The 16,624-nt window shown below is 71.9% G+C and carries 18 protein-coding genes; 4 read left to right on the plus strand and 14 right to left on the minus strand.

What is annotated here, in order from left to right:
- Window positions 1-60: 60 nt before the first annotated feature.
- Both G7Z13_RS01265 and G7Z13_RS01270 read left to right on the plus strand, forming a co-directional pair.
- Entirely contained in the window at window positions 61-807 is a 747-nt protein-coding gene (locus G7Z13_RS01265; RefSeq protein ID WP_240926448.1) for an endo alpha-1,4 polygalactosaminidase, read from the plus strand.
- Between the two features lie 144 nt (window positions 808-951).
- Window positions 952-1,266: an ANTAR domain-containing protein gene (locus tag G7Z13_RS01270; RefSeq protein ID WP_165995216.1), complete on the plus strand. Its 315-nt coding sequence runs from the start codon at window positions 952-954 to the stop codon at window positions 1,264-1,266.
- A 79-nt stretch (window positions 1,267-1,345) separates the two neighbouring features.
- Here the strand turns inward: G7Z13_RS01270 and G7Z13_RS01275 are convergent, their stop codons facing one another.
- Window positions 1,346-2,299 carry a helix-turn-helix transcriptional regulator gene (locus G7Z13_RS01275; RefSeq protein ID WP_165995217.1) on the minus strand — a complete coding sequence of 318 codons (954 nt, stop codon included), beginning with the start codon at window positions 2,297-2,299 and terminating at the stop codon, window positions 1,346-1,348.
- A gap of 194 nt (window positions 2,300-2,493) precedes the next feature.
- Between G7Z13_RS01275 and G7Z13_RS01280 the strand changes: the two genes are divergently transcribed.
- Entirely contained in the window at window positions 2,494-3,552 is a 1,059-nt protein-coding gene (locus tag G7Z13_RS01280; RefSeq protein WP_165995219.1) for a right-handed parallel beta-helix repeat-containing protein, read from the plus strand.
- Between the two features lie 47 nt (window positions 3,553-3,599).
- Window positions 3,600-4,640: a methyltransferase gene (locus tag G7Z13_RS01285; RefSeq protein ID WP_165995220.1), complete on the plus strand. Its 1,041-nt coding sequence runs from the start codon at window positions 3,600-3,602 to the stop codon at window positions 4,638-4,640.
- A gap of 91 nt (window positions 4,641-4,731) precedes the next feature.
- Here the strand turns inward: G7Z13_RS01285 and G7Z13_RS01290 are convergent, their stop codons facing one another.
- From G7Z13_RS01290 to G7Z13_RS33445, 13 genes are all read right to left on the minus strand, one after another.
- Window positions 4,732-5,064 carry a TcmI family type II polyketide cyclase gene (locus tag G7Z13_RS01290; RefSeq protein ID WP_165995221.1) on the minus strand — a complete coding sequence of 111 codons (333 nt, stop codon included), beginning with the start codon at window positions 5,062-5,064 and terminating at the stop codon, window positions 4,732-4,734.
- A gap of 20 nt (window positions 5,065-5,084) precedes the next feature.
- Window positions 5,085-5,564 carry an SRPBCC family protein gene (locus G7Z13_RS01295; protein WP_165995223.1) on the minus strand — a complete coding sequence of 160 codons (480 nt, stop codon included), beginning with the start codon at window positions 5,562-5,564 and terminating at the stop codon, window positions 5,085-5,087.
- Between the two features lies 1 nt (window position 5,565).
- Window positions 5,566-5,823: an acyl carrier protein gene (locus G7Z13_RS01300; RefSeq protein WP_165995224.1), complete on the minus strand. Its 258-nt coding sequence runs from the start codon at window positions 5,821-5,823 to the stop codon at window positions 5,566-5,568.
- 27 nt (window positions 5,824-5,850) lie between these two features.
- On the minus strand, window positions 5,851-7,104 hold the full coding sequence (locus G7Z13_RS01305; RefSeq protein ID WP_165995225.1) for a ketosynthase chain-length factor: 1,254 nt from the start codon (window positions 7,102-7,104) through the stop codon (window positions 5,851-5,853).
- Window positions 7,101-8,369, minus strand: a complete 1,269-nt coding sequence (locus G7Z13_RS01310; RefSeq protein WP_165995227.1) for a beta-ketoacyl-[acyl-carrier-protein] synthase family protein — start codon at window positions 8,367-8,369, stop codon at window positions 7,101-7,103. Before G7Z13_RS01310 ends, G7Z13_RS01305 begins: the two co-directional genes overlap by 4 nt.
- Window positions 8,366-8,824 (minus strand): cupin domain-containing protein, encoded by a 459-nt coding sequence (locus G7Z13_RS01315; protein ID WP_165995228.1) that lies wholly within the window; start codon window positions 8,822-8,824, stop codon window positions 8,366-8,368. Before G7Z13_RS01315 ends, G7Z13_RS01310 begins: the two co-directional genes overlap by 4 nt.
- Window positions 8,825-8,890: 66 nt before the next feature.
- Window positions 8,891-10,051: a SchA/CurD-like domain-containing protein gene (locus G7Z13_RS01320; RefSeq protein ID WP_165995230.1), complete on the minus strand. Its 1,161-nt coding sequence runs from the start codon at window positions 10,049-10,051 to the stop codon at window positions 8,891-8,893.
- 157 nt (window positions 10,052-10,208) lie between these two features.
- Window positions 10,209-10,895: a class F sortase gene (locus tag G7Z13_RS01325; protein ID WP_165995231.1), complete on the minus strand. Its 687-nt coding sequence runs from the start codon at window positions 10,893-10,895 to the stop codon at window positions 10,209-10,211.
- A gap of 120 nt (window positions 10,896-11,015) precedes the next feature.
- Window positions 11,016-11,816, minus strand: a complete 801-nt coding sequence (locus tag G7Z13_RS01330) for a hypothetical protein (protein WP_165995233.1) — start codon at window positions 11,814-11,816, stop codon at window positions 11,016-11,018.
- A 280-nt stretch (window positions 11,817-12,096) separates the two neighbouring features.
- A complete protein-coding gene (locus G7Z13_RS01335; RefSeq protein ID WP_165995235.1) occupies window positions 12,097-13,767 on the minus strand; it encodes an FAD-dependent monooxygenase in 1,671 nt (556 codons plus the stop codon).
- A gap of 168 nt (window positions 13,768-13,935) precedes the next feature.
- Window positions 13,936-15,219 (minus strand): phospholipase D-like domain-containing protein, encoded by a 1,284-nt coding sequence (locus tag G7Z13_RS01340; protein WP_240926073.1) that lies wholly within the window; start codon window positions 15,217-15,219, stop codon window positions 13,936-13,938.
- Between the two features lie 93 nt (window positions 15,220-15,312).
- Window positions 15,313-15,438: a hypothetical protein gene (locus G7Z13_RS34000; RefSeq protein WP_277347379.1), complete on the minus strand. Its 126-nt coding sequence runs from the start codon at window positions 15,436-15,438 to the stop codon at window positions 15,313-15,315.
- A 134-nt stretch (window positions 15,439-15,572) separates the two neighbouring features.
- The gene (locus tag G7Z13_RS33445; protein WP_240926074.1) at window positions 15,573-16,490 is read right to left on the minus strand and encodes a hypothetical protein; all 918 of its coding nucleotides are present in this window, start codon (window positions 16,488-16,490) and stop codon (window positions 15,573-15,575) included.
- Between the last annotated feature and the right edge of the window lie 134 nt (window positions 16,491-16,624).

Consider the following 16,624-nt stretch of genomic DNA (forward strand, 5'->3'; position numbering starts at 1 on the left):
AGCGCGGCATCGGGCGGCCGGCCGCGTCCGGCGCCCCTCGTCGTCGCCCTCGTCCTCGCGTTGCTCCTCGGGGCCTGCGCGGACGGCGGCAGCCGCCGTACGGACGGCGGGGTGTGGCAGCCGCGTCCCGGGCTGGCGTGGCAGTGGCAGCTCGACGGCCGGGTCGATCCGTCCGTCGACGTGCCCGTGTACGACATCGACGGTTTCGAGAACACCGCCGCCGACGTGGCCCGGCTGCACGAGGACGGCCGCAAGGTGATCTGCTACGTCAACGTCGGCGCCTGGGAGGACTTCCGGCCGGACCGGCACGCCTTCCCCCGCTCGGTGCTGGGCCGGCCCAACGGCTGGCGCGGCGAGCGGTGGCTGGACATCCGCCGGGTGTCGCTTCTGCGCCCCCTGATGGAACGCCGGTTCGACATGTGCCGGGACAAGGGCTTCGACGCGGTGGAGCCGGATCTGGTGGAGGGCTACGGCAACGACACCGGGTTCCCGCTCACGGCGCGCGACCAGCTGCGGTACAACCGCATGATCGCGGACATCGCCCACGAGCGCGGCCTGGCCGTGGGCCTGAAGAACGACCTGCCCCAGATCCCGCAGCTGCTGGACGACTTCGACTTCGCCGTCAACGAGGAGTGCGCGCAGTACGACGAGTGCGCGCTGCTGGAGCCGTTCATCGCGGCGGGCAAGGCCGTCTTCCACGTGGAGTACGCCGAGCTGACGGCCCGTTTCTGCCCGGTGGCCCGGAAGCTGCGGCTGTCGTCGATGCTGAAGAGACCGGAGCTGGACCGCTGGCGCAGGCCGTGCTGACGCCGCCCGCTGCGGGTTGGCCCGAGCCCGCTTCGTTTTCGGGACCACCGCCGCGGCAGGTGTTCGTTTCGCGTCCTTCTGCCGCCGCCTAACCAGGGCAAAAGGACGGTGACCGGCAGGCTGTCATTCAGGGAACGGGACCGCATGCTCGAACAGGACCATTCCGTGCGCAGGATCATCGCTCTTCACGAGGAGGTCGAGCAGCTCAGGCGCGCCGTCGTCTCCCATGCCGTCATCGACCAGGCGATCGGCGTCGTGATCGCGCTGGGCGGACTGTCATCCGATACGGCCTGGAACGTCCTGAAAGAGGTATCCCAGCACACGAACATCAAACTGCGGGAGGTGGCGGACCACATCGTGCAGTGGCCGCGCTGCGAGTGGCTGCCGCCGGAGATCCGCCAGGCCCTGAACGCCGCGCTGGACCGGGCGAGGCACGTCCCGGGTTCCGCGCGGGACTGAATCCGGCCGGACCGGGCCCGACACACCAGGCCGGCCCCGCCGGGCACGGCGCCTGCCGGGCGGGGCCGGCCCGCCGAGGTCAGCCGCGCAGGGTGGCGGAGGGGCTGGTGCCGTAGGCCTCGCGGTAGAGGGCGGCGAAGCGGCCGGGGTGGGCGAAGCCCCAGCGGGCGGCGATCTCCCCGACGGTCGTGGTGAGCGGGCTCGCCGCGCGCAGTTCCCGGTGGGCCTGCGCGAGGCGCACCCGGCGCAGGTAGGCGAGGGGGGTGGTGTCGAGGTGGCGGCGGAAGGCGTACTGCAGGGCTCGTATGGTGACGTGGGCGGCCGCGGCGATCTCGGCGACGGTGATCGGCTGGTCGGCGTGGTCCTCGATGTAGGCGACGGCCCGCCGGACCGTGGCCGAGTGGGCGTCGGTGCGGTCCTGCGCGGCCGGCTCGGTCTGCGCGGTGTTGGGGAAGGCCGCCAGCACGCTCGCGGCGAGCAGCTGGCCGCCGGTGGCGGCGATCAGCGGCTGCTCCGCGACGGCCGGGTCGGCCAGGACGTGGTCGCGCAGGTAGAGGATGGTGTTGCGCAGGTGGCGGGCCGCGGCGGGCGAGTGCGGCCGGTGTCCGGTGAGCCGCACGGGCTGCGGTCGCCGCTGCGCCGCGGTGGCGGCGACCTGGTCCAGCAGGGCGGGCTCCAGCATGGTGATGTTGTAGCGGGCGGTGCGGATCTGCCCGCTGTACGGCGCGTCGGGGGGCGCGAAGAGGACCAGGTCGCCGGGGCCGAAGTCGTCCCGCACCCCCCGGTAGGCGTGGTCGCGGACGGTGCCCTCGTGGACCAGGCACAGGCAGATCCGGCCGAGCGGTGTCACCGCGTAGCTCATGTCGAAGCCCAGGTCGATCTCGTCGACGCTGACCGACGGCAGGGTGTCGCGGCGGATGCGGGCCCTGCTGTCGCCGGGACTGCCGCTGCCGATCGTCATCCGGGCGTAGGCCCGGCACAGGAAGTCCTCCGTGAGGTCAAGGTCGTCGCTCTCGAACACCAGCGAGGCCATCCACGTCACCGTCCTGACTAGCACCGAACGTCACTCATGCCCCGATCGGGCGGGGGAACACCCCGGTGCGCGCCGGTCGTGGTGGCGCGGTGCGGTGGCCGCGCCCGGGGCGGTCGCCGGGCGCCGGCTGCGGGACACGCCGTCGGATGGACCATCGGCATCGCATCCGCATATCAGGTCATATCGTGCGCAATATGACGAAATGCCATATCACGTACCTCGCGTGCGCCGCCGCGCTCGTCGGGGTGGGACTCGGTGCCGCCCCGCCGGTCGCCGAGCACCGGACCCATCTGGTCTTCCCCGGGGAATCGATCCAGCAGGCCGTCGACGACGCCGCGCCGGGCGACACCGTCCTGGTGACCACGGGCACGTACCACGAGAGCGTCAAGGTGACCACGCCCGGACTGACCCTGCGGGGCATGGGCCGCGACACCGTGATCAAGCCGAGCGCGGACAAGGCCGCCCACAGCTGCGCCGACGCGGGCAACGGCATCTGCGTGACCGGCACGGCCGACCGCGCTCTCGAGGACGTCACCGTCGCCGACCTGACGGTGACCGGCTTCCCCCGCACCGGGCTGTACGCCGACGCCACGAACCGGCTGACCGTGCGCAACGTCGCGGCGGTCGCCAACGGGGTGTGGGGCATCGCCCAGGAGCACTCGGTGCGCGGTGTGTTCCGCAAGAACGCGGCGCGCGACAACGGCGACGCGGGCCTGTTCCTCGCCAACACGGTCAACGCCGAGGAGGGCGCCGCCGACACCCAGGGCGCGGTGGTCGCGGGGAACCGGCTGGAGGGCAACCGGATCGGGCTCACCGTCCGCCGGCTGCGCAACCTCACGGTCGCGGACAACCACGTCACCGGCAACTGCGCGGGGGTGTTCATCGTCGGTGACGAGAACAAGCCGCGCGCCGGCGCCCTGACCGTGCGGGACAACCACATCCTGCGCAACAACAAGTCCTGCCCCAAGACCGCGCGCCTGGACGCCCTCCAGGGCTCCGGCATCGTCCTGACCGGCGCCGAGGACACCCTGATCACCCGCAACACGATCACGGCCAACGCCGGGAACTCCCCGATGTCGGGCGGGATCGTCCTGTTCAAGAGCATGGTGGGAACCACCAGCGAGCGGAACCGGATCACCGAGAACACCCTGCGCGACAACGCCCCGGCCGACCTCGTCAACGCGGACACCGGCGAGGGCAACACCTTCGTCGCCAACACCTGCGGTGCCTCCCGGCCCGCGGGCCTGTGCTGACCGGCCGGCCCCCGGCCGACCGCTGAACCCCGGAAGGAAGGCGGCGCATGACGACCGCTGAGACCGCCCCACCGCCGTCCATGCGGCTGCGGGAGCTCGTGTTCGGGGCGGCGTGCGCCGCCGCCCTCCGCGCGGCCGCCCGGCTGGGCGTCGCCGACGCGCTCGGCGACGCCCCGCGGGCCGTGGAGGACCTCGCGGCGGCGGTGAAGACCGAACCGCAGCCGCTGCGGCGGCTGCTGAGGACCCTCACCTGCTACGGCGTGTTCGCCGAGCGGGAGGACGGCACGTTCGCCCACACCGACATGTCCCGGCTGCTGCGCGAGGACGACGAGCACAGCCTGCGCGCCATCACCCTGTGGTGCACCGAACCGTGGACCTGGGACGCGTGGCCCAAGCTCGACGAGGCGGTACGCACCGGCCGCAGCGTCGTGGAGGACCTGTACGGGAAGGAGTTCTTCACCTACCTCAACGAGGACGCCCCGGAGTCCGCGGACGTCTTCAACCGGGCCATGACGACCTCCAGCACGCAGTCGGCGCGCGACGTCGCGCACTTCCTCGACCTGTCGGGGAGCGCGTCGGTCGCCGACATCGGCGGCGGGCAGGGGCATGTGGTGGCGAGCCTGCTGGAGAAGTACCCCTCGCTCCACGGGACGCTGCTGGACCTGCCGCGCGTGGTGGAGAACGCCGATCCGCGGCTGCGTCCGGGCGGCGCGCTCGCCGACCGGGTGCGCATCGTGCCCGGCGACTGCCGGGCGACCGTCCCGGTGCGGGCCGACGTCTACATCATCAAGAACATCCTGGAGTGGGACGACGACAGCACGGCCCGCACGCTGCGCAACGTCATCGAGGCGGGCGGCCCGGGAGCGCGGGTCGTGGTCATCGAGAACCTCGTCGACGACACCCCCTCGATGAAGTTCAGCACGGCCATGGACCTGCTGCTGCTCCTCAACGTCGGCGGGGCCAAGCACACCACGGAGAGCATGGTGGGCCGGCTCACCGGGGCGGGGCTGGTCATCGACGACATCCAGCCGGTGAACCCGTATCTGCACGCGTTCGACTGCGTCGTCCCGGCCAGCGAAGCCCGTTGAGCGGTGCCGTGGTCCGCGCGCGTCGCGCGACCGCCGGTCGCCGGGTACGCCTCACGGCGTCTCCGGCGACCGGCGGGGGGGCGGCGACGGCTCAGGCGGTGGCGTCCCGCTCCCAGCGGTAGAAGCAGTTCGCCATCGCGTCCTTCGGGGAGCGCCAGGTCGCCGGGTCGTACGCGGAGACGTACGCCGACAGACGCTCGCTGATGTCCCGGAACTCCGGGTGCCCGGCCGTCCTCGCGATGGCGGGTGCCGGGTCCTGTTCCGCCTCGATGAGGTGCAGGTACACGTCGTCGAACTGGAACAGGCTGCGCCGGGACACCCCGATGAGGTGCGGGAGTTCGCCACGGTCCGACTCCGCGAACACCTTGGCGATGTCGGGGGCCGATCCGGGGGCCATCCGGGCGACGATGAGGGTCTGATGCATGGTGGTGTGCTCCGTCGCGCTCAGTCGGTCAGGGTCGGCACGGGCTCGCGCTCCGCGGTGGCCTGTTCGATGCGGTCCCGGATCAGCGCCATCTGGACCTTGGAGTTGCGGTTGATGTTGTCGGTCATCCAGTCGTCGTCGACCGGGGCGTCCGGCCTCATCTCGAAGTCCTGGGTCCACACCATGCGGGTGCCCTCGGGCACCTCCTCGTACTGCCACCGGATGTTCATGTACGCGAACGGGCCGGTCTCGACGCGGCGGGCGCGGACGGAGAGCGTGGCGCGGTCGGTCTCGCGTTCCGAGACCCAGCTCCACACCGTGCCGTCCTTGTCGGGGTGCATGGTGAGCCGGAAGGTGGTCTTGTTCCCCTGCTGGGACAGGATCTCCGCGGAGGCGTACTCGCTGAACAGGTTCGGCCAGTTCGCCACGTCGTTGGTCATGTCCCAGACGAGGTCGACCGGTGCGGCGATGACGATCTCGTTCTGTGTGTGTCCGGCCATCTCAGGCTCCCGCGAGCAGCGCGCTGTTGACGAGGTCGAGGAACTGCCGCGGCGTCCTGGAGCGCTCGGCGTCGGGCGGCATCGGGGTGCCGTACCGGTTCTCCAGTTCGCCGACGATGCCGAGCAGGCCCAGCGAGTCGATGCCGAAGGTCTCGAAGCCGGTGTCCTGCTGCTGCTCCAGTTCCGGCGCGGGGATGGTGACCCCGGCGGACTTCTTGATCAGTTCGGCCAGTTCTTCCACGGTGATGCGGTCACTCATTCGGTTTCTCCTTTGCTCTGTGACGCCTCACTGCGCGGCGTCGGCGGTGCCGCGGCGCAGCACCAGGGCCGAGTTCGATCCCATGAGGCCTCGGCTGAGGACCAGGGCCGTGCGCAGCTCGGCGGCGCGGGCCCGGCCGGTCACCAGGTCGAGGTCGTGGCAGATGTCGAACACGTTGGGGGTGGGCGGGACGACGCCCTGTTCCATCGCGAGCACCGCCGCCGCGGTGTCCAGCACCGGGGCGGCGCAGTAGCCGCGGCCGATACCGGTCTTGGGGGCGGTGACGGGCACCTGCCGGCCGTGTGCACCGAGGGCGTCGGCGATGGCCAGTGCCTCGGCGCGGTCCGCGTCGGGCACGCCGAGCGCGTCGGCGAAGACCACGTCGATCTCCTCGGGGGCGCAGCACGCCTCGTCGAGGGCGCCGCGGATGGCCTGCGCCAGTCCCTCGCGGGACTGCTCCCAGCGGGAGGCGCCGGTGAAGGTCGACGCGTGCCCGGCCAGGTGGGCCCGCACCTGCGCACCGCGCTCCAGCGCCGTGGCCTCGTCCTCCACGACGAGTACGGCGCCGCCCTCGGCGGGGACGAATCCGCACGCCGCCGACGTGAACGGGCGGTAGGCGCGGGCCGGGTCGTCGGCGGTGCTCAGCTCCTGGTAACCGAGCTGGCAGACCACCGAGTAGGGGGCCAGTGGGGCCTCCGTCGATCCGGCCACGACGACGTCGGTGCCGCGCCGGACGGACCGCGCCGCGTGGGCGAGGGCGTCCAGACCGCCGGCCTCGTCGGCGGCGACCACCCCGCAGGGTCCCTTGAAGCCGCGGCGGATGGAGATCTGGCCGGTGCTGGCCGCGTAGAACCAGGCGATGGACTGGTACGGCCCGACGTAGCGGCTGCCCTTGCCCCACAGCTGCTGGAGCTCGCGCTGGCCGAACTCGCCGCCGCCGGAGCCGGCCGCGGTGACGACGCCGATGGAGTACGGCGCCTGCTCGATGTCGGCGCGGGCGAGCCGCGCGTCGTCGAGGGCCAGGTCGGCGGCGGCCAGCGCGAAGTGCGTGAACCGGTCCGTCTGGACGAGGAAGCGCTCCTCGACGGCCGCCGACGGTTCGAACTCACGGATCTCGCCGGCGACCTTCAGCGGCAGGTGCTCGCATCCGTCGCGGGTGACCCGGTCCAGGACGCTGATGCCTTCCTTGGTGGCCTTCCAGAAGGTCTCGGTGGTGGTTCCGTTGGGCGCGACCACGCCGATGCCGGTGACGGCCGCGCGCCGTGGATGCGGTTCGCTCATGGTGTTCTCTCCCTCGGCCGGGTCAGGATCACCGCGGACTGGAAACCGCCGAACCCGCTGCCCACGGAGAGCACACTGCCCAGTCGTCGTTCGCGGGCGACGCGCGGCACGTAGTCCAGGTCGCACTCCGGGTCCGGCGTCTCGTAGTTCGCGGTGGGCGGTACGACCTGATGGGCGAGGGCCAGCACGCAGGCGACGACCTCGATCGATCCGATGGCGCCGAGGGAGTGGCCCACCATGGACTTGATGGAGCTCATGGGCGTGTCGTAGGCGTGCTGTCCCAGGGCCCGTTTGACGGCGGCCGTCTCGTGCCGGTCGTTCTGCTGGGTGCCCGAGCCGTGCGCGTTGACGTAGTCGATCGCGGTGGGGTCGAGCCGGGCGTGGTCCAGGGCCAGTTCGATGGCCCGGGCCATCTCCAGGCCCTCCCTGGTCAGACCGGTCATGTGGTAGGCGTTTCCGAAGGTGGCGTAGCCGCCGATCTCGCAGTACACGCGGGCCCCGCGGGCCCGGGCGTGCTCCAGCTCCTCCAGGACGAGGACGGCGCCGCCCTCCCCCATCACGAAACCGTCGCGGTCGGCGTCGAAGGGGCGCGACGCGTGCGCGGGGTCGTCGTTGTTGGGGGACGTGGCCTTGATCGCGTCGAAGCACGCCATCGTGATCGGCGAGATCGGCGAGTCGGAGGCGCCGACGATGCACACGTCGGCCCGGCCCTCCTCGATCGTGTGGAAGGCGTAGCCGATCGAGTCGAGCCCGGAGGTGCAGCCCGTGGAGACGGTCTGCACCGGTCCGCTCGCCCCGAACCGCTCCGCCACGGTCGAGGCGAGCGTGCTGGGCGAGAACGCGCGGTGCAGATGCGGCTCCGCCTCGCGGTGGTCCACGTCCCAGCGCTGCCCGCGATTGCTGACCAGCACGTAGTCGTGTTCCAGGCGGGTGGTGCCGCCGACCGCGGTGCCCAGGGAGACACCGACCCGCCACGGGTTCTCCCGGGAGAGGTCGAGGCCGGAGTCCCGCACCGCCTCGTCGGCGGCCACCAGCGCGAACTGGATGTACCGGTCGCAGCGCGCGGCCTCCTCGGCGTCCAGTCCGTGGGCGGCCGGGTCGAAGTCGCACTCGGCGGCGATCCGCGACCGCAGGCCGGACGGGTCGAAGAAGGTGATGCCGCGCGTCGCCGTGCGCCCGTGGGACAGCAGGTCCCAGAACGCCGGTACGCCGATCCCGCCCGGGGCCACGATGCCTATGCCGGTGACCGCCACGCGCCTGGTCATGACCGGACCTGACGTTCGGCGGCCCCGGCGGAGGCGTCGACGGCCGCGTCGGCGGCGACCGGAACCGCGTCGGTCTCCTCGGTGTCGACGTGGCCGAGCGGCGGGCTCGGGGCCAGCGGACCGAGGTGGAAGACGATCCTGGCCTCGACGTTGCCGACGTTGCGGAAGCGGTGCCGCATGTAGGCGGGGATCATCAGGCCCTGCTCGGGCTGGAGCGGGTGGGGTTCGCCGTCCAGGTCCACCTCCAGCTGCCCGCACACGACGTAGATGAACTCTTCCGAGTACGGGTGGTAGTGCTCACCGATGCGGTCCCCGGGCTGCACGATGGCCACACCCATGAAGCCGCTGGTGGAGCCGACCGTGGCCGGGGTGAGCATGGCGCGCAGGTCGCCACCGCGCCGGGTGTTGGGCTCGACCTCGCTGAGATGCACGATTCTGGGATTGGCTTTGATCACGACTTTCCTCCGATCGGGTGCCGCATCGACGCGGCGGCATGGCCGCCGCGGCCGTGCGCTGACGCATCAGACCTCGGTCTCCGCGCGGCGGTCGGTGACGAGCTCCATACGGGCGAGCGTGAGCAGGCGGGCCGGGGTGGCCTCGGTCAGCGTGGAGGCGTCCACGCCGAGCGCCTTCGCGTCGAGCAGTGCCGTCACCTCGGCCGCCTGTCCGCGGTCGCCGAAGCCGAGCACGAGAGCGGGGTCGGCGCCGGGCCCGTCCTGGACGTCGATGAGCCGCATTACGACGTCGTCGCGCTGGAAGATGGTGCTGCGCAGGACCGGGCTGCGCGGATCGTCCGCCGCCATCTCGTCCTGCCGGGCGAGCAGTTCGGCCAGCCGCAGGCCGCAGCCCTCGCGGGCCGGGTAGTACAGCGCGTTCCGCACGGCGTCCGGGGTCTCCCGGCCGGCGGTCACATGGTGTACGGCGGGCAGCGCCGCGCGGGTGAAGAAGGCGCGGGCGGACTCGCCGTCGTCGAGCTCCCGCCGCTGCTCCAGGTGGGGGTTGATGGCCTCCTCGACGGCGCGTACCTCGGGCTGCTTGGAGACGTGGCGCAGCGCGGCGAGCAGGTCGCCCCGCACCTCGATGGCCCGCACGACGCGGTTGCCGTGCATGAACAGGGAGGTGCGGCACAGCCGGGTGGTGTCGTCGACGCGCGGCTCGGGCGAGGCGTAGGCGGCGAGGATCTTCGCGACGGTCTCCTCGCTGCCCTGCCTGACCGTGAAGGTGAGCGCGTGACGGATGACACCGTCACCGATCCTGGGCGCCGCCTGCAGCCGGCCCCTGCGCGGTTCGACGTCCATCGCCGGGCCGTCGGTCTCGCGGACGATGTGGAAGCGAAGCGACCTGGTGTCGCGGACGCAGCTGTGCAGCGGTGCCACCATCCGCACGTGCTCCTCGCTGTTCACCCAGGTGAGGAACGGCGGGGCGCTCTCCCACTCACTGGTGATGAGCCATTGGGAGGGGTTCTCGATGGACTGGCACAGCTGGTCGCTCACATGGCCGGGGACGGACGTGACCTGGCTGCACAGGTGCTCATAGGCCTCCAGGAACTGCTGCTGAGCGCCGTCGTAGACGTCCACGAGCAGGACGACACGGAGCCTGGAGCCGTCGAACACGGACTGGGAGACACGTTGCGACACCTGACGGGTCTGCGGTCCCGAAACACGCTCGGACGTAAGGGTCATCCTGCGCACATCTCCTTCTAGGGGCGGGGGTGAACGTCGGTCACGGTGAGCGACGTCGGCGTTTCTCGATCCTGTGCCCGTCCCCTGAGGAGCGCGACTCGTATGAACTACGCGGGTGACCGCTGCGCTCACAGGTCCGGTAAAGGCGGGGCGGGGCTCAGATGAGGTGGGCGAAGACGACGAGGTTCTCCGTGTAGTCCTTCGCCTGGCGGTCGTAGTCACCCGCACAGGTGATCAGCCGGACCTGGGCCTGGCCCGTGTCGCCGTACACACGGTCGTTGGGGAAGCGGTCCTTCTCGAACGTCTCCACGTGGTCGATGACGAAGGACGCCTTGCGCCCGTCGGCGCGCTTGACGTGGAAGACGTCGCCCTTCTCCAGTGCGCTGAGCCCGACGAACACGGCGGCCGACGTCTTCGTGTCGACGTGCCCGGCGATGATCGAGGTGCCGATCTCCCCCGGCGACGGCCCCTTGGCGTGCCACCCGACCAGGTTGGTGTCGTCGGGGGGCGGGGCCTCCAGCTGGCCCGAGGGGAGGACGGCGAGGTCCGTGAAGGGGGCGTCGACCGAGATCTTCGGAATGAGCAGGCGCACGGGCCTCGATCGCGGCAGATGCTTGCGGGCGGGCTCTTCCCGCTTCTCGACGGCCGGGGTCGGGGCCCCGGCCGACGCGCCGGCCGGCGCGGCCTGCGGCGGACGGGGGGACTCGATGGTCTTCTCGTCCTCCGCCGGGTTCATGAGGATGACCAGGAACGCCGCGGCGCACATCACCATCACGCCGAGGCGGTGTTTCGGCCCGGTGGGGGGCGCTGCCTGGTCGGCGGGGGCGGACGGACCGGATGCCATCGGAAAACCACCTCACTGGGGGCAGTGCGGGAGGGCGAACGGGGTACGGCGGCCGGAGCCGGCCGGGCCGCCACGCGACGCGCGCGTGGCGGCCGCAGCGGCTATCGCACCGGGCATGGGTCAGACCAGGCTCTGGGCCGACTTCTTACGGCGCACCACGTAGAGGCCGAGACCGGCGGCGGCCAGCACGCCCAGCCCGCCCGCGGTCACCGACGGAGCGGCGAGGGCGCCGCCGCCGGTGTGCATCCCGCCGCGGGGCTTGTCGTGGCCGCCGCCCCAGGAGTCCTTGCCGTGCTCGCTGTCCTTGTACCCCGAGGAGTGGCTGTCCTTCGACGACTCGGAGTCCTTGCTGCCCCAGCCGTCCTCGTTGACCATGACCAGGGCGCCACCGCCGGTGTGCACGCCACCGCGCGGCTTGTCGTAGTCCTTCTCCGAGTCCTTCTCGTAGTCCTTGTCCGAGTCCTTCTCGTAGTCCTTGTCCGAGTCCTTCTCGTACTCCTTGTCCGAGTCCTTGTACGAGGAGTCCTTGTCCGAGTCCGAGGAGTGGCTGTCCTCGGTGTCCTTCGAGGAGCCGGAGTCCTTGTTCCACTCGTCCTCGTTGAGCATGGTCAGCGCACCGCCGCCGGTGTGCACGCCACCACGCGGGGAGTCGTACGAGCTGTCCTTGCCGTGGTCCTTGTCCTCTTCCTTGCCGTAGTCCTTGTCCTTGTCCTCTTCCTTGCTCTCGTCCTTGCCGTAGTCCTTGTCCTCTTCCTTGCTCTCGTCCTTGCCGTAGTCCTTCGAGGACTCGTCCTTGCTGGTGTGCTCCTTGCTGTAGGAGGAGTCATCGTGGTCGGAGCCGACCGCGGAGGCGCCGGGGGCGGCGAGAGCGAGAGCGGCGGATGCGGCGGCGGCGGCCACAGCCATGCGAGCAGAGCGCATCTGAGGTTCCTTCCGCCGACGGTCGAGCAGCCGGCACTTGGCACGGCTGACCTGACTCGACGTCGACATGCTCAACCGTCAGCCAGCCGGCCCGGCACCGCTACTCAGGGCGATCAGTCGGGTGAACGGTTCATCCGATCGCCCGTCAAGTGCGACGGAGCGGGCCGCAGATGAGGGGACGTGGGACATGCGAGGAGCCGGCCCGCGGGGTGTGCGGGCCGGCTCGGTTCGCTGGTCGTCTCGGGCGCGTCACCGGTGCGACACGGCCCTCCGGGAGGGGTCAGGCGATGTCCAGCACCTCGCCCAGGACGCGACGGAGTTCCGCCTCGGCGTCGGACACCGGGCCGGGGGCCCGCCAGGCGACGAACCCGTCGGGGCGGACCAGTACGGCTCCCTCGGGTGTCGTGCCGTGGCAGGCGCTCCAGTCCACCCCCTCCTCGGGCGTCAGCTCGGCGTCCGGGCCACTGCCCACCCGGTAGGAGAGGAGCGGGACGGACATGCTCGCCGCGACGCGGACAGCGGCTTCGTGCCAGCCGCTTCCCGCCGCGGCGTCGCTGAGCAGCACCAGTGACCGTTCGTAGAGGTCGAGGGTGGAGATCCGCTCGCCCTGGTGCCGCAGCCACAAGTGCGGTGCCCTGCTGCCGGGTTCACCGCTCAGGTCGAGGCTCTCCGGGACGACCGGGCCCGCCGGGTCGGTGCCGACGACGGCGCCGCGCGGGTAGCGGTACCCGAGGGCCACGTTGAGGATGCCGCGCTGAGGTCCGCCGCCGCCGGGACCGCCACCGACGCCGGGCGGCGGGGCGAAGCCGGGGTGACTGTGCTCGACCGACCGTCCGGCGGCCCGCGCGCTGGTCACCTCCGCCACCGGGCGGCGCTCGGCGTCGTAGGTGTCCAGCAGCCCCTCCCCCGCCCAGCCGCCGAGCACGGCGGCCAGCTTCCACGCGAGGTTGTGGGCGTCCTGGATACCGGTGTTGGAGCCGAAGGCCCCGGTGGGGGACATCTCGTGGGCCGAGTCGCCGGCCAGGAACACGCGTCCCGTCCCGTAGCTCTGGGCGACACGCTCGGCGGCGTGCCAGGGCGCCATGCCGGTCAGCTCCACGTCCAGGTCCGGGACGCCGACCGCGCGCCGGATGTGCTCGATGCACCGCTCATCGGTGAACTCCTCCAGGGTTTCCCCGTTCTCGGGGTGCCACGGGGCGTGGAACACCCAGTTCTCGCGGTTGTCCACGGGCAGCAGCGCGCCGTCGGCGTCGGGGTTGGTCAGGTAGCAGACGATGAAGTGGCGGTCGCCCACGATGTCGGCGAGGCGACGGGAGCGGAAGGTGATGCTGATGTTGTGGAACAGGTCGCCGGGGCCGCTCTGGCCGATGCCGAGCTGCTCACGGATGGGGCTGCGGGGGCCGTCGGCGGCGACGAGGTACTCCGCGCGGATGGTGGTGTGCTCGCCGGTCTCGCGGCTCTTGACCACGGCGGTGACGCCGGTGGCGTCGGTGTCGAACGACATCAGTTCGGTGGCGTAGCGCAGGTCGCCGCCGAGCTGTGCGGCGCGGTCGAGCAGGACCGGCTCGAGGTCGTTCTGGCTGCACAGGCACCACGAGCTGGGGCTGAACCGGGCCAGGCCGCCGCCCGGGTCGATCTCCCGGAACAGCCACTCCCCCGCGTCGCCGACCAGGGTGGGGGTCTGCAGGATGCCGTGATTGTCGGCCAGCGTGGCGGCGGCCTGCCGGATCATCGGCTCGGCGCCGGCCACCCGGAACAGCTCCATCGTCCGGACGTTGTTGCCGCGGCCGCGGGGGTGGATGGAGGTACCGGCATGACGCTCCACCAGCGTGTGCCGCACCCCCAGCCGGCCCAGGAACAGAGAGGTCGACAGGCCGACCAGGGAACCGCCGACGATGAGGACTGGCACCTGATGGATCGTGGGGTCGGCTTGATCGGCTCTTTGGTTCATCACTCGCCTCCAGGCGGGTCGGGTCCGAGGGGGTCGGCCGGATACGGCCGCGACCTCCATGCATGCCCGGTGGGCCGGGGGTGCGGCGCAGTCTTCACCCGCTTAACCCGCCGGGTTCGCCGTGTCGGCGGCAGAACCCGGCGGGGGCCGGCGCGGGGCCGCCGCCCGTCAGCCTCCGCAGGCGGTGCGGATCCGGTAGAACTCGCTCAGGTACCGGGAGTGGTGTCCGGCGCCGGTGATCCGTACGAGTGCCTCGTCGGCCGAGCGCAGTGACGAGCCCGTCAGGTTGGCGCTGCCGGTGAGGACCCGCGGCGTGAGGTCGCCGTTGTGGCTGCCGTCGATGAGGATCTGCTTGTTGTGCGGGCGGACGTCGATGCCGGGGCCGTTGGGGATGCGGCAGCGTCGGTGCTGGATGCCGGCGGCGGTCAGCCTGGAGGTGATCGTGCTGTCGCTCTCGGCGTAGACCAGGTCGATCCAGCAGCCCCGGCTCCGCAGCTCGGCCAGCTTGTCGGCGACCTGCACGCGCGAGCGGTAGAAGCTGTACACGAGGACGCGGATGTCGCTGACCCGCCGGGCGCCGCCCGCGTCGGTGTAGCCGCACCTGACCCCGTCGAGCGTCTGCACGACGTCGTCGGTGGCCGGGTTGTGGTACGAGGTGTCGCCGCGCGGGAAGAAGGCGGCCTGGTAGGCGGAGCCGGACGGGGTGGAGAAGTACGCCGTGTTGTCGCCGCGGGCGAGGGTGCGGCCGTGGCGGAGCCGGTCGTGGTAGGTCACGTACCCGTCGTACACGGCGCCGTTCGCGAAGGTGACGGCGTCGTTGAAGGACTCGGTCTTGTACCAGTCGGACAGGTTCGAGGAGGTCTGGAAGACGACCTTCGTGTAGCCGGTGCCGTCGTCGAAGGGGCCGATGCGGGAGAAGGTGAAGAACTTGTTGTGGTTGTACGCCGGTGGCGGCGGGGCCACGCTCAGGCAGCCGCGCTGGACGTCGTCCACTCCGTCGGCGTCCTCGAACCTGTCGTCGCAGACGACGATCCAGGAGCGGGCGGTGTCCCGGGTGCCCAGACCGGCCCGCAGCGCACGGTAGGAGGGGTTGACGTACTCGTCGCCGTTGGCGTCGACGTAGGTCGAGTCGTCGACGACGAGCTTGACGGCGACGCCTCTGCGGTGGGCGGCGAGCAGCGCGTCGGCGACGTCCCGGTCGTCGAACTCGTAGACGGAGCCGCGGATCTCGGCGCCGGTGGGGGTCGCCTCGATCAGCCGCAGCAGCTGGGTGAAGATCGCCTCGCGCTGTGCCGGCGTACCCAGCGGGTTGTTGAACACCGGGCCGCCGACGACGGGTTTGTCCAGTGCGGCGGCCGGTGTCGCGCCGCCGACGAGGAGGGTGGCCACCAGGGACAGGACAGTGGCGGTGCCGGACAGTACCGCCGAGGGGCGAAGGGGCAGAAGAGTCACGCAGACGAGCCTTCCTTTCCGCAACCGCGGAAGTCCTGACGACTGGTGAATCCACCCGGACGGCGTACACCGGCGGCGGCTTCGGCCGGCCGTTCACCCTTGTCGGGGAACGGGCGCGGCGCCGACGCCGGTGACGACGCGGTCCTGGAACGCGGCGTGGCAGAACTGGTAGACGGGCCCGACGCGGCGCAGGACGCTCAGCAGTCGCGCGTCCTCCATGAACACGAGCGGGTGGCGCGGCAGCCGCCGGGCCGCGGCGAGCCGCAGGCCGGTCTCGCGGTAGGCGAACCAGGCGGTGCCGGCGACGGCCAGGAGCCCGGCGGCGAGCCCGACCGACAGGTTCGCCTCCGGGGTCAGCAGCGAGCGGCCGAAGGTGTGGACGGCCGGGTCGGTGCTGTCCGCCAGGTCCGCCTCAACCGTGACGGCAGGCGTCGGGGGGCGCGGAAGTCCAGTGGGGTCGGGCGGGGGGAGCCTCCGGCCGGGTCCATCAAAGTGACCTCCGCCGGCGGACGCCCCGTCACCTGCCGGATGGACAGGAAAGCCAGCGAGCCGGAGAGTTGGGCGCCCAGCCAGAAAAGCAGGAAGAACGCGAGGACTCTGCGCACCCGGGCCGGGCCGCGTCCCACGTGGCGCGCGGGACGGCCGCCGCGGCGGCGCAGCAGCGAGAGGCCCAGCACGCCGGGGGCGAGCAGCGCGAAGAACAGCGTCCAGGCGGCGGCCGCTTTGAGGCCGGTGTACGGCGCCACCCCCACCGGGAAGCCCCTGGGCGCCCGTGCGACGGTCCGCGCCCAGTGTTCCGTCACCGCTCCCACTCCCGCCGAGAGCGGCAACACGACGGCGCATCCGGTGGCCAGGCGGCGCCCGGTCTGGGCCAGGGGTCGGGGTGGTCGGCGGTCGCGCGGTGCGGGTCCCGGGCCGGGCGACGCGCCCGCCTGGCCGGTGGTGTCGGGCACCCGGGCCAGCCGGATCGTCGCCGTCGCCGCGAGTGCCGTCGCGAGGGTGACGGCCGGGAAGCAGCCGGACCGCGCGAGCGGCGAGAGGATCCAGTGGAAGTACTCGGCTGCCGTGCACCCCGCGCCCAGTCCGATCACCGCCCCGGCCACCGGCCCGGACAGCGGCCCCGCGGGGTCGGGGCGCAGTGCGCGGTGCAGCTCCCACCAGGCGATGTCGTCCGTGCCCTGCCGTTTGATGTGGGAGGCGAGGAAGGCGAGCGCAGTGTGGGCGTCGCCCGGGTGCCAGCCGGCGGCGGCGCTGCGGCGCGGGTCGGGCACCCTCCAGCACCACCTCCTCGACGCCCTCGTCAGGATCACCAACGCCGGTGCGCCCCACCATCCGCACGTCATCACCGGCCTCGGCCTGGGCGCTGCGCCAGCGCACCGCGAGCGGGTGGGGATCGAGCACGTCC

Source organism: Streptomyces sp. JB150, assembly GCF_011193355.1.
Taxonomy (GTDB): domain Bacteria; phylum Actinomycetota; class Actinomycetes; order Streptomycetales; family Streptomycetaceae; genus Streptomyces.

Excerpts from the sequence above, each read along its gene's own strand:
- G7Z13_RS01270 (WP_165995216.1), top strand. The coding sequence starts at position 952 with ATGCTCGAACAGGACCATTCCGTGCGCAGGATCATCGCTCTTCACGAG.
- G7Z13_RS01305 (WP_165995225.1), bottom strand. The coding sequence starts at position 7,104 with ATGAGCGAACCGCATCCACGGCGCGCGGCCGTCACCGGCATCGGCGTG.
- G7Z13_RS01320 (WP_165995230.1), bottom strand. The coding sequence starts at position 10,051 with ATGACCCTTACGTCCGAGCGTGTTTCGGGACCGCAGACCCGTCAGGTG.
- G7Z13_RS01300 (WP_165995224.1), bottom strand. The coding sequence starts at position 5,823 with ATGAGTGACCGCATCACCGTGGAAGAACTGGCCGAACTGATCAAGAAG.
- G7Z13_RS01330 (WP_165995233.1), bottom strand. The coding sequence starts at position 11,816 with ATGCGCTCTGCTCGCATGGCTGTGGCCGCCGCCGCCGCATCCGCCGCT.
- G7Z13_RS01275 (WP_165995217.1), bottom strand. The coding sequence starts at position 2,299 with ATGGCCTCGCTGGTGTTCGAGAGCGACGACCTTGACCTCACGGAGGAC.
- G7Z13_RS01295 (WP_165995223.1), bottom strand. The coding sequence starts at position 5,564 with ATGGCCGGACACACACAGAACGAGATCGTCATCGCCGCACCGGTCGAC.
- G7Z13_RS01310 (WP_165995227.1), bottom strand. The coding sequence starts at position 8,369 with ATGACCAGGCGCGTGGCGGTCACCGGCATAGGCATCGTGGCCCCGGGC.
- G7Z13_RS01285 (WP_165995220.1), top strand. The coding sequence starts at position 3,600 with ATGACGACCGCTGAGACCGCCCCACCGCCGTCCATGCGGCTGCGGGAG.
- G7Z13_RS01335 (WP_165995235.1), bottom strand. The coding sequence starts at position 13,767 with ATGAACCAAAGAGCCGATCAAGCCGACCCCACGATCCATCAGGTGCCA.
- G7Z13_RS01325 (WP_165995231.1), bottom strand. The coding sequence starts at position 10,895 with ATGGCATCCGGTCCGTCCGCCCCCGCCGACCAGGCAGCGCCCCCCACC.
- G7Z13_RS01290 (WP_165995221.1), bottom strand. The coding sequence starts at position 5,064 with ATGCATCAGACCCTCATCGTCGCCCGGATGGCCCCCGGATCGGCCCCC.
- G7Z13_RS01280 (WP_165995219.1), top strand. The coding sequence starts at position 2,494 with ATGACGAAATGCCATATCACGTACCTCGCGTGCGCCGCCGCGCTCGTC.
- G7Z13_RS34000 (WP_277347379.1), bottom strand. The coding sequence starts at position 15,438 with ATGGAGGACGCGCGACTGCTGAGCGTCCTGCGCCGCGTCGGGCCCGTC.